The organism is Paenisporosarcina sp. FSL H8-0542 (genome assembly GCF_038632915.1).
Lineage (GTDB): Bacteria > Bacillota > Bacilli > Bacillales_A > Planococcaceae > Paenisporosarcina.
This window is the reverse complement of the sequence record NZ_CP152050.1, coordinates 3,329,826-3,342,500: the sequence shown is the minus strand read 5'-3', so window position 1 is coordinate 3,342,500 and position 12,675 is coordinate 3,329,826. Positions and strand designations below refer to the sequence as shown.

The window sequence follows — 12,675 nt, the reverse complement described above, 5'->3', positions numbered from 1 at the left end:
ATATTCCTGTACCACCACTCCACCGTTTGAGTAATGGGGGGACGCAGAAGGATAGGGTAAGCGTACTGTTGGTTATGTACGTTCAAGCAGTAAGGCGTGGAATGAGGCAAATCCCGTTCCTATAACGTTGAGCTGTGATGACAAGGACCATTAGGTCTGAGTTCCTGATTTCACACTGCCAAGAAAAGCCTCTAACGAGGTGGAAGGTGCCCGTACCGCAAACCGACACAGGTAGTCGAGGAGAGAATCCTAAGGTGAGCGAGAGAACTCTCGTTAAGGAACTCGGCAAAATGACCCCGTAACTTCGGGAGAAGGGGTGCTCTATTAGGGTGTTAAAGCCCGAGAGAGCCGCAGTGAATAGGCCCAGGCGACTGTTTAGCAAAAACACAGGTCTCTGCAAAACCGTAAGGTGACGTATAGGGGCTGACGCCTGCCCGGTGCTGGAAGGTTAAGAGGAGTGCTTAGCGCAAGCGAAGGTGCGAATTGAAGCCCCAGTAAACGGCGGCCGTAACTATAACGGTCCTAAGGTAGCGAAATTCCTTGTCGGGTAAGTTCCGACCCGCACGAAAGGCGTAACGATCTGGGCACTGTCTCAACGAGAGACTCGGTGAAATTATAGTACCTGTGAAGATGCAGGTTACCCGCGACAGGACGGAAAGACCCCGTGGAGCTTTACTGTAGCCTGATATTGAATTTTGGTACAACTTGTACAGGATAGGTAGGAGCCTGAGATTCCGGAGCGCCAGCTTCGGAGGAGGCGTCGGTGGGATACTACCCTGGTTGTATTGAACTTCTAACCCTTGCCCCTTAGCGGGGCAGGAGACAGTGTCAGGCGGGCAGTTTGACTGGGGCGGTCGCCTCCTAAAGTGTAACGGAGGCGCCCAAAGGTTCCCTCAGAATGGTTGGAAATCATTCGTAGAGTGTAAAGGCAGAAGGGAGCTTGACTGCGAGACCTACAAGTCGAGCAGGGTCGAAAGACGGGCTTAGTGATCCGGTGGTTCCGCATGGAAGGGCCATCGCTCAACGGATAAAAGCTACCCCGGGGATAACAGGCTTATCTCCCCCAAGAGTCCACATCGACGGGGAGGTTTGGCACCTCGATGTCGGCTCATCGCATCCTGGGGCTGTAGTCGGTCCCAAGGGTTGGGCTGTTCGCCCATTAAAGCGGTACGCGAGCTGGGTTCAGAACGTCGTGAGACAGTTCGGTCCCTATCCGTCGTGGGCGTAGGAAATTTGAGAGGAGCTGTCCTTAGTACGAGAGGACCGGGATGGACACACCGCTGGTGTACCAGTTGTTCTGCCAAGAGCATCGCTGGGTAGCTATGTGTGGCCGGGATAAGTGCTGAAAGCATCTAAGCATGAAGCCCCCCTCAAGATGAGATTTCCCATTACGCAAGTAAGTAAGATCCCTCAAAGACGATGAGGTAGATAGGTTCGAGGTGGAAGCGCGGTGACGTGTGCAGCTGACGAATACTAATCGATCGAGGACTTAACCAAAATGAATTTGAATGGTTTTCAATGACCCGTTTATCCAGTTTTGAGTGAACAAACACTCAAAAAAAGTCTAGTGATAATGGCAAAGAGGTCACACCCGTTCCCATACCGAACACGGAAGTTAAGCTCTTTAGCGCCGATGGTAGTTGGGGGTTTCCCCCTGTGAGAGTAGGACGTCGCTAGGCAAAGTAAAAAACCGATACCTTTCGAGGTGTCGGTTTTTTTGTGTTGTATTTTAAGCTTAGAACGAAGGTGTGCGAGAAGGAGGAGGAACAAAGAGTTCGAGGAAACAAAGGGATGAGACTCGGAGCGTATAATATACGCGAGACTCGAAGACCTGCGGTTGACGAAGAAATCTGCCGTTCATCGTCTTTCGCAGCCTAGCGCCGAGGGTAGTTGGGGGCTCCCCCTGTGAGAGTAGGACGTCGCTAGGCAAAATAAGAAACCGATACCTTTCGAGGTGTCGGTTTTTTTGTGTTGTTTTTTAAGCTTAGTACGAAGGTGTGCGAGAGAGAGGAGGAACAAAGAGTTCGAGGAAACAAAGGGATGAGACTCGGAGCGTATAATATACGCGAGACTCGAAGACCTGCGGTTGACGAAGAAATCTGCCGTGCATCGTCTTTCGCAGCCTAGCACCGATGGTAGTCGGGGGCTCCCCCTGTGAGAGTAGGACGTCGCTAGGCAAAATAAGAAACCGATACCTTCCGAGGTATCGGTTTTTTTGTGTAGTATTTTAAGCTTAGTACGAAGGTGTGCGAGAAAGAGGAGGAACAAAGAGTTCGAGGAAACAAAGGGAAGAGACTCGGAGCGTATAATATACGCGAGACTCGAAGACCTGCGGTTGACGAAGAAATCTGCCGTTCATCGTCTTTCGCAGCCTAGCGCCGATGGTAGTTGGGGGCTCCCCCAGTGAGAGTAGGACGTCGCTAGGCAAGTAGAAAACCGTTACCTATTAAAAGGTATCGGTTTTTTTGTGTTCATTTATGTATGAGTGATTAAGATGTATGGAGTAGAAGTAAACAAAGTAATGGGGCTTAGAAAACTGGCTTACCAATTCTTTATGCAGCGTAAGCTGGATAATAAAAAATCTCCCTTTAGACTTCGCACTCTAAGTAGCAATAACCATCCACATCGTTACTTAGAAGAATGATAACCTCACTTGTAGGTCTCACGTTGTGACAATCCCTTTTACAAACTAAATTCATCAATTGCCTGGTCTATTTCGTCCTGAGATATCCCGATATAACGATCTTGTTGTGTAGGATAACCATCTTTTGTAATATCATGTCGATATTCCTTAAAGTATTGTGCAAACTCAATAGTAGCTTGGTCATATTACGTAAAGAGTTTACTAGATATAAACTATCGATTTGGAATTTTCAGTCTTATTTCGACAAAGAACACTATTATGTATGTTATGTTAAATAATAACAACAAGAATTTCGCAACAGACACCATTGAGTACCTATATTAATTTGTAGAAAGGGGGCAAGGGGTGCTTTTTTATGTACTTCTTGAAGAAGTAGGACGCTGTCGCTATAAAAATTGGAGGGGGATGAAGTTGAAGATGAAAAAGAAGGGTAATCTAAAAAAAATGTTCAGCATTGTTGCGACATTACTCATGGTACTTTCCTTAATTGTACCGGGAATAGCAACTGCGGAACCAAATAAAAAACTGCACAAATCATTAAATGACTCTAACGTACTTTCGGGAAACAAATTGAGCAGTAGTTTACTAGAAACATTCGAAAAAGAGGACAGAGTTACTTTTCTCATAAAATTTAAAGAGAGTGCAGACACGGAAAAAGTAGCAGAGCAAGCAAAACAAGATGCTGGTAATGCAAATCTTTCGGCAAAAAAATCACAGCTCATGCAACGTTCCGCTGTTGTATCTGAATTGAAAATGACATCTCTTGAATCGCAACAAAATGTAAAACAGTATTTGGACATGCAAGTTAAGGCAGGGAACGCTAAAGATATTACGTCGTATTACATTGTCAACGGAATGGCTGTTACAGCTACAAAAGAAGTGGCGGAAAAAGTAGCGACATTCGCTGAAGTTGAAAAAATTCTACCGAATGAAACACGGGAACTCTATACAACGAAAACCAAAAATGCAGTAACACCAGAGTCTGGAATTGCCAATGTAGAATGGAATGTTAACAGGGTCAATGCCCCTAAAGTTTGGGACATGGGTATTGACGGTTCGGGAACAGTCGTCGCGAGCATCGATACAGGTGTCCAATGGGATCACCCTGCATTGAAAGAGAAATACCGCGGCTACAATGCAGCGACAGGTGAAGTGAATCATGATTTCAACTGGTTTGATGCGACTGCAGGACAATCAGCACCTTATGATGACCAGGGGCATGGTACACATGTTACCGGTACGATGGTAGGTGGTGAGCCAAATGGTTCTAACCAAATTGGTGTAGCACCGGGTGCGAAATGGATTGCTGTCAAAGCATTTTCAGCGGATGGGGGATCAGATAGTGATCTATTGGCAGCAGCGCAATGGATTTTGGCCCCGACAGATTCAAATGGTAATACACGTGTCGACCTGGCACCAGATGTTGTGAATAACTCATGGGGTGGGGGTGCTGGTCTTGATGAGTGGTATCGCGACGTCGTTAAAAACTGGCGCGCTGCACAAATATTTCCTGGATTCGCAGCTGGAAATACAACGATATATAACCCAGGGGGACCAGGATCAGTAGCATCTCCGGGTAACTATCCGGAATCATTTGCAACTGGTGCAACCGACATTGACAATAAAGTGGGAGGTTTTTCCTTACGCGGTCCATCACCGTATTCGGAAATTAAACCAGACGTCTCTGCACCTGGAGCGAACATCCGTTCAGCAGTCCCGGGGAGTGGTTATGAAGGCGGTTGGAATGGAACATCGATGGCTAGTCCGGCAGTTTCGGCGATAGCGGCAATGCTCCGCCAAGTGAACGCGAACGTAACAGTCGATGAAATGGAACAGATTCTTTTAGATACGGCAGTCCCGTTGACGGATATTGAATATCCACAGACTCCGAACAATGGGTATGGATATGGACTTGTCGACGCTTATATGTCTGTTTCTGCAATCATTAATGGTCTTGGAAAGCTTGAAGGCCAAGTGGCGAAAAAAGGGGAGGATAATGAAGCCCCAACATTCACTCATACTGCGCCCGTAGCAACATATGAAGGAATGGATCTCGATTTGAAAATCAAAGTGAGTGACAACATTAGCTTAGCATCCGTCGTACTGAACTACCAAGGTGCAACCGGAGAATGGAAAGCAGTGAATGCCTCTCAGAAGTCTGGAGATTATAAGTCCGGAGAATATGTAGCAACGATTCCAAGTGAGGAAATCGCTGGTGATTCGATCGCTTACAAATGGACAATCAATGACTTTGGGAATAACGAAGTAGTAAGTGAAAATCACACTATCGAAGTGAAACCAGCTATTACAGTTGGCTATTTCGAAAATTTTGAGAAGACACCAATCGGTTGGACTTCATTTGGGTTAATGGATACTTGGGAGTGGGGTGTACCGACATCCGGCCCTGGTAAAGCTGCATCTGGTGAAAAAGTGTACGCCACAAATCTTGAAGGTCCGTATGGGAGTAATATGAACGCAACACTCCTTATGCCTCCAATGGATTTGCCAGAAGGAAATTCCTACTTGCAATTCAAACAATGGTATGAATTCGAGCAATCAGCAGCAGGGGCAGCTTATGATTACGGACATGTTTTCATATCCACTGATATGAAGGAATGGACACAACTACTCAAGATTCAAGGTCGATCAAGTGCTTGGTTTGAGACGGAAGTCGATTTGTCAGCGTATAGCGGTCAGCGCGTCTATATCGGGTTCAATGGATTTTCAGATGGAAATGTTGAAGAGGATGGCTGGTATATCGATGATGTCACTCTAGTTGATACATCGCAAATTGGAAAGGTTTCAAAAGGGGTTAAACAAGGTGACAAAGGAAATACGGTGAATACCGAAAAAAGTGGTCTTGATAGTGTCAAAAAACCAAACAATAAAAATCCCGACGTGATTATAGAGAAAGGGAAAGATTTATTCGAAGAAGCGATTGACCCAACAAAAATAAAACCCGCATTGCCTGAAAAAGAAACAACACCAGGCGAAGGGAATTTCAACCCGATGGTCTTACCAATTGGAGCACAAGTGAGTGTACTTGAAACAGGACGTTCAGTCTATTCAAACCTTGCTGACGGGAAGTATTCGTTAATTCATGGCATAGGTACATTTACTACGAAAGCAGAAGCTTACGGATTCCAATCTAAAGAACAAACCGTTCAAATCGAGGCGGATAAATCGACACAAGCGAATTTCATATTAGAAGAACTGCCAAAAGCAACGGTTAGCGGTACAATTACAGACAAATCAACAGGTGAAGGAATCGAAGGAGCGAAATTACTTCTCCTTGAAGATGCAAATATCACACCTGTAGTGACAGATGTAAATGGTAACTATTCCATCACTGCTTATGAAGGGGATTATACGCTTGTAGTGTTTGCACGAAGTTACGGTGGTCAGAGAACTACCATTTCAATCGGCAACGATACGGCACTGGATCTTGAGCTTGAGCCGTATTATACGTACCCAGGTGGGGAAATTGGCTATGATGATGGAACAGAAGAAAATGCATATGCGTTTTTTGCAGCTGGAAATGCTTGGGGAGTGAAAATGACTCTTCCTGCTGGAAAAGAATCTGCAATCGTATCCGATGGCATCTTCCGCTTCTCGGATGAGAGTTGGCCAAGACCTGGTGGAACTGCTTTTGCAGTAGAGGTGTGGGATGCAACAGGTGCAGATGGTGCACCCGGTAAGAAACTGGCTGGTCCATTTAGCGCGCAAGCAAAACGTGACGGTACATGGACAGTCGTTGATTTGACAGAATACAATATTGAAGTTGATAGCGATTTCTACATGGTCTATGTTCAGACGCAGGGTAGAACGAATGCACCTGGACTTGCGTCAGATACAAATACCCGGAACTCTAACCGAAACTATCAATTTGATGCAGGTTCATGGACACCTTCACTTACAAGCGAAGGAAACTTCATGATCCGTGCACGTGTCATCTATGAAGTGATTGAACCGGTTATTACATCTCCAGTACAAGGCTTTAGTACTAATAAGAAAAACGGGGTAATCGAAGGAGTAGCGTCCACATCGACGACAATCCAATTGATGAATAACGGAAAAGAGGCAGGTTCTACTTTAGTTGGTGATGATGGAAAATTCGCTATCCCTATGGAATTTGTTGAAGGTGCAAATGAGATGATCGCTGTGTCGAAGATGGGTGGTAAAGTAACAGGTAAATCTGCGCCAGTTACAATCACGCTTGACACGATCAATCCTAAACTGACACTCGACAATCCGAAAAACGGAGATAAGACGAATCGTGAAACGGTGACAGTCGAAGGGACGGTTTCAGATGTCAACCTCAAATCAGTCCAAGTGAATGGTTTCGAGGCAGCAATTGTTGACGGCAAGTATTCTAAGCGGATTTTGCTTGATAATGGTATGAACGAAATTACAGTTGTCGCAACCGATATTGCGAACAATCAAGTTTCAAAGACAGTAACAGTAACAGCAAAATTCAAGCATAAACTATCGAAACCTTAACACCGAACAAAGATCTTCATTTAATTACTGGTAAGATTGTGAAAAATGAGTTTGATAGTGAGCCAGGGCATAGGTCAAGCTTTACCTTTTAGTAGGTTATCAAATAGCAATTAAATCCAATATCATTCAAAATAGCTTTTTTGGTCAAGGAATCTCATATTTTGCTTTTTAAATATGAGATTCTTTTTTATGTTATTTCATCATTTAATATAATAGGACAATTTATTGCAAAACCCTAAAGGAGCTGATTATTTGATCACCATTTTAGAAAACATAAAGGAATTAACTTCTATATTAATATTCATTTCCAGCATTATTTATCGTAGGCAACTTAAGCTAACTAAGTGGAAAAGAAAACTTTCTAAAGGCGAAATGACAATGTATATAATTACTTCAATTGCAATTCCTTTTTACGGAATTACTTATTTTATTCTACTATTGGGAACATAAATTGCGTTTTTTTCTCCAGTTTAATTATTCCCTTTTGTTCTGGCCTTCTCACAAAATCCTCTATTATAAAATCAATGTTTGTAGCACTCTTTTATCAAAGTCCCAATTTCTAAACTCAGTTTGTTTTTTGTTGTAATGATAAACAACAGTGCAGTCGCACCATACTATAAGAAATCACAGGGGAATTATTTCTTGTTATTCTTGTTGTTTTCCTATGAGCTGGTTCCGGATTTGCAATCGCTTTAGCTTTGGATCACTTATTATGGATACTCGTATTGTACTGACTCTTGTTTTTATAATCTTCCGATTGGTATTATTATTGCAACCACTTATTTCCCTGCAACAGTTGTCATGCCTGTTGTGTTTTGTATGCTTTTCCAACAAATATTAGGTTTTCTGTTTAGTAAAGTGGTAGAAAAATATCAAGATAATCATAATTCGAAATCTGCAACTACTTTTAGTTAGTGGGTTGTGGAGACCAACAGATCTGATGCTTGAAGAACTACTAACCAAACATGATAGAGAGACGAGGTGAGTTCCATTGAAGTCCATTTTTATTGGTATTTGTGCTGCCTTCTTTTTTGCATTTACATTTATTTTTAATGCATCCATGGAGTTGTCTGGCGGGAGTTGGATATGGAGTGCCTCACTTCGGTACATTTTTATGATTCCATTTCTTTTGTCTATTGTACTAATGAGAAAAAATCTATTAGCACTAATAAAAGAAATGCAAAAACAACCAGGAAAATGGATATTATGGAGCTTCGTTGGCTTTGTTTTATTTTACGCACCTTTATGTTATGCGGCTGCGTATTCACCTGGTTGGCTGATTGCTGGTACATGGCAAATTACGATCATTTCAGGTGCATTACTTGCACCGTTATTTTTTGAAACAATACAAACCAAGAATGGACCTTTACAGATTAGAAGGAAAGTTGCCTTTAGGGGTCTTTTCATGTCAATGATTATTCTGTTAGGTATTGTTCTAATGCAAATGGAACATGCCAAGCAACTTTCATTAGAAAACCTCTTATTGGGAGTTGTCCCCATTCTAATCGCATCATTTGCCTATCCTTTAGGGAATCGCAAAATGATGGATGTATGTGAAGGGCGATTAGATGCATATCAACGAGTATTAGGAATGACGTTAGCAAGTCTACCATTTTGGCTTTTGCTTTCTTTGTATGGCTTTTTTACGGAAGGATTACCAAGTGGAGGACAAAGCTTTCAATCGTTATTGGTAGCTCTTTTTTCAGGCGTCATTGCCACTGTCTTATTTTTTATGGCTACTGATTTGGTAAGAGGAAATATGCAAAAGTTAGCTGCAGTTGAAGCAACACAATCAATGGAAGTGATATTTGCATTAGCTGGTGAACTAATATTTCTATCTATACCACTTCCTTCTCCAATTTCCTGGGTCGGTATTTTTATCGTCATCATTGGAATGATATTGCATAGTTATGTTTCAAATAAAAGAGTAGAAAATAATCTTAATCATTCATTGAACGAAAATTAAATAATAGTTGCGGTGTTGAAAGTAGGCATTGCTTTTTTACTAAAGGGCGTAGATCCGTGACGAGTATGATCGCGGTTATCGCTAGTCATATGCTACTTGGTTATGATTCCAATCTTCGCTCTGGAAAATGATGTTGTTTTATTAGAGATATAAAAAGATAAAACAAAGCAGGGAGAACAATCACCATTCCAATGATCAGGTATGTTAGACGGGTGCTGATATCCCATAATGCAGATGAGGCAAACACGATTCCTAGAGGCATTGTTATCCTAAATAAAAACAGGCGAACTGCACTAAGTTGCGTTAAGCGTTCTCGAGGAGCCTCTCGCTGAAAAATAGCGGCACTTTGAGCATTAAAAAGAGGGAATAACATTCCACCGATTAGTTCACATATCCATGCAAGGGGTACTGAATGGACAAAAAACAAGAGAATAAATGATAGACCTCCTCCAAACAAACCAAGGTACATCGTAAAAACCGTTTTCGGTATTTTAGTAAGAATTAACATCCCAATAACATAACCAATAGGAAAAGCTCCTTTGAAAATAGCATATTCCCAATCCTGTCCTTCAAGTTCACCTTGTATAAAAGGAACACTTAAAACCATTGTTGCCCCTACAGCAAATTGGACTGTCGAAGAAAGAAGCGTTAGTCGTAAAAGATTTGGGTATTTAAAAAAAGTTCGATAACCTTCTTTCAGTTCAGTCCACCAAAACTTTTTTGTCCACGTGGCGACCGTTTTCTGGCTTGACTGTGGTATTTGCGAAAGCGCCAAGAAACTGGCCAAAAACAGTATCGAAGAGATTCCATAGATGTATTCCATAGGAATGACCAACAATAATAATGAAGTAACACCTGGAGCAATAATAATCATGAGTCGCAGTGTGGTGTCCAATAATCCATTTGCATCAACAAGCTCGTCATCTTTGCAAATATCAGGTATGAGAGCAAATGAAAGACTGGCGTAAATGGGTTGCATCAATCCCAAAATGCACTGTAGTAAAACTAATCCAAACATAATTCCAAATTCAGAGTCCATTAAGTAACCAGCTAGTGGTAAAAAGTAAGCACTGGCACGAATCAACTGGATGTTTCGAAGCATTTTCTCTTTCACAACGTGGTTCAGAAATGGAGCACTAAGTCCTTGAAGTATTAATGAAGGTATAAAGTAGACTAGCCAAATTGCCGCCATCCATTCCTTTGAACCAGTTAATTCATAAAGCAGCAACCCATTAATTATCCCCCCAGCTGCTCCTCCAAATTCTGATACGACTTCACCTAACCAAAGTGATTTAAATGATTTAGAGTGCTTTTTCATATCGTGTCCCCAAGGTATTGAGTTAGACGTTCAGAAAAAGCGTTAATTCGAGTCATATTTGCCTTATAGATTCCTTTATCAACCTGAATAAATTTTGCTGCTTTTAATAATGAGAGCTGATGGTGGAGAGTGGTTTTTGAGATGCTGAACTGTAAACTTAAATCTTGTAGTGATGAAGATTCTTTAACCAACTGATAAAGAATTTTCAACCGAACTTCATCTCCTAATGCTTTGTGTCCCCGAATGAGTTCTGCCGAAGGAACTCCGGGCTCCGTCAAATACTCTTCTTTTAAAGGATAGAAATATAATTTTGTGTCAGGCGTACGGACTTCTAGGGTCCATGGGCGATAAATTACCTGCGGAATCAATTTAACTGTCCAAACAGAAGGTTCCGGAAAATACCTTACTCCACCCGTAATTAATTCGATTGTTTCGATAGGGTTGTTCTTATCCAGTGAATTATATTGCTTCTCCTCAAAATCTAAGGTTCGAATCCACTTTTCCCATTTTTCATTCTGGCGTATCCAGGTGTACCAATCAGTCATAAGGTTGATGAATAAAGTGCAAATTTCTTGATATGAATAAGAACCAAGATGACGGATGTATTCACCGAGATAGGCATGGTCATTAAAATAGGACGCATAAGACTCAAATGAATCGCCTTGTTTGTATTGTGCAGAAATCTCTCTACGCATTGGTTCCATCTCTCGATCCTTATAAGGCAAAACCGTTTCATAAAATTCATTTGGATTCATTTCTGAAAGCTGGAGAGAAAAATCGGTTATAGATTTTGCAGAAAACCTTTCTTGAAGCAAGATTAATCCATACCATAAATTAGTTCTTTCTATTTCATCTAAATACTTGAGGAGAATTTCAGACATGGAATCCAGATTGGACTCCCACATTTCGTCGAACTCAAAAGTATGTCTTAGTTGCGTGTGGGTAAAACCAGTAATTCCAAGAATCACCTCCCATACTTGTGAAGATTCTACTTCTATCGAGATAGTTTCTATTGGTTGCGAGGAATAATGAAGATTCATCCGAGTGCCTCCTTCATCTATGAATGTATTCTATAATAATGGAATTATAAATTCAATAATTTCCGAATTATTTAATAAAGATATTACAACTAACTTTCTTAAAACTCTTACTTATTAGTTGATATTCAGTCAAAGGGGTAGATTTCCATTCAAAAGTCGTAGATGATATTCAAACTAATGGAGGGTGCAGACAATATTTGGAATGGTACAATTTATTTAAGACTAATGAAGAAAGAACGTGGTTATATGAATAGAGGACTTTATTTGGCTTACGTATGTGCGGGTATAAATGCAGTAATAGTGGGTTTATCTTTCTTATTCACAAAAACGGCTATTAATATTTCTAACCCAATAGATACCTTAGCCTTCCGTTTTACTTTTGCTTTCATAACGGTATTGTTATTAGTAATGTTTAAAATTGTAAAGGTAGATTTAATGTTAAAGTCATATTATAAATTAATACCATTAACCCTGTTTTATCCGACTTTTTTCTTTACTTTTCAAGCGTTTGGTCTTGAATCAGTACCTTCGTCAGAAGCCGGGATACTTTTTGCAACCATACCAATTTTAACAACAATTTTGGCTTCATTTTTTCTAAAAGAACAAACATCAGCTTATCAAAAGCTTTCTATTTTAACCTCGGTCTTTGGTGTTTTTTATATCTTTTCGATGAAAGGCGGCACTGTTTCCATCTCAAATTGGGTAGGTATTTCATTGCTGTTGATTTCATGTATATCGCTATCAGGTTATACAGTAATGGCTCGTTCATTATTGAAAACTTTTAAACCGTTAGATATAACATTTTTTATGTTAGGGATAGGTTTCTTCTTTTTTAATACTATTGCAATTTATCAACATATATTAAATAAGAGCTTACAATCTATGTTTATCCCTTTGACTAACTTAAACTTTGTTGTTTCTATTTTATTTCTTGGGATTCTTGCATCTTTCGTAACGTCATTATTATCTAATTTTATTCTCTCAAAAATATCAGCGTCCCAAATGAGTGTCTTCTCCAATATGTCTACTGTAGTCTCTATTATTGCTGGAGGAGTAATATTAAATGAAAAAATATATCTATTTCATATAGTGGGCTCAGCTCTCATAATTATTGGAGTTATTGGAACCAATTTGTTGAAAGATAAGCATATTCTCAAACGGACAGTTACTTGAATTCCATAGCACTTCTCGCAATAGTAGAATTAAA

At 40.8% G+C, this 12,675-nt stretch carries 5 protein-coding genes and 2 rRNA genes (1 of these 7 cut by a window edge); 5 read left to right on the top strand and 2 right to left on the bottom strand.

Annotated features, from left to right (window positions below):
- From MHH33_RS16735 to MHH33_RS16720, 4 genes are all read left to right on the top strand, one after another.
- Positions 1-1,497, top strand: a 23S ribosomal RNA gene (locus tag MHH33_RS16735); it begins 1,435 nt to the left of the window's first position.
- A gap of 66 nt (positions 1,498-1,563) precedes the next feature.
- Positions 1,564-1,679, top strand: a 5S ribosomal RNA gene (gene rrf / locus MHH33_RS16730).
- Between the two features lie 1,370 nt (positions 1,680-3,049).
- On the top strand, positions 3,050-7,144 hold the full coding sequence (locus tag MHH33_RS16725; RefSeq protein WP_342542411.1) for a S8 family serine peptidase: 4,095 nt from the start codon (positions 3,050-3,052) through the stop codon (positions 7,142-7,144).
- 991 nt (positions 7,145-8,135) lie between these two features.
- Positions 8,136-9,110, top strand: coding sequence for a multidrug resistance efflux transporter family protein (locus MHH33_RS16720; protein ID WP_016428660.1), 975 nt, complete (start codon positions 8,136-8,138; stop codon positions 9,108-9,110).
- Positions 9,111-9,210: 100 nt separating this feature from the next.
- Here the strand turns inward: MHH33_RS16720 and MHH33_RS16715 are convergent, their stop codons facing one another.
- Together MHH33_RS16715 and MHH33_RS16710 are read right to left on the bottom strand one after the other, a co-directional pair.
- Positions 9,211-10,428, bottom strand: coding sequence for an MFS transporter (locus MHH33_RS16715; RefSeq protein WP_016428659.1), 1,218 nt, complete (start codon positions 10,426-10,428; stop codon positions 9,211-9,213).
- Positions 10,425-11,468, bottom strand: a complete 1,044-nt coding sequence (locus MHH33_RS16710) for a winged helix-turn-helix domain-containing protein (protein WP_016428658.1) — start codon at positions 11,466-11,468, stop codon at positions 10,425-10,427. Before MHH33_RS16710 ends, MHH33_RS16715 begins: the two co-directional genes overlap by 4 nt.
- 162 nt (positions 11,469-11,630) lie before the next feature.
- Here MHH33_RS16710 and MHH33_RS16705 point away from each other — a divergent pair, with 162 nt between their 5' ends.
- Positions 11,631-12,641 carry a DMT family transporter gene (locus MHH33_RS16705; RefSeq protein WP_342542410.1) on the top strand — a complete coding sequence of 337 codons (1,011 nt, stop codon included), beginning with the start codon at positions 11,631-11,633 and terminating at the stop codon, positions 12,639-12,641.
- Positions 12,642-12,675 lie beyond the last annotated feature (34 nt).

Coding starts and splice junctions, on each gene's coding strand:
- MHH33_RS16705 (WP_342542410.1), top strand. CDS start 11,631: ATGATATTCAAACTAATGGAGGGTGCAGACAATATTTGGAATGGTACA.
- MHH33_RS16710 (WP_016428658.1), bottom strand. CDS start 11,468: ATGAATCTTCATTATTCCTCGCAACCAATAGAAACTATCTCGATAGAA.
- MHH33_RS16715 (WP_016428659.1), bottom strand. CDS start 10,428: ATGAAAAAGCACTCTAAATCATTTAAATCACTTTGGTTAGGTGAAGTC.
- MHH33_RS16725 (WP_342542411.1), top strand. CDS start 3,050: ATGAAGTTGAAGATGAAAAAGAAGGGTAATCTAAAAAAAATGTTCAGC.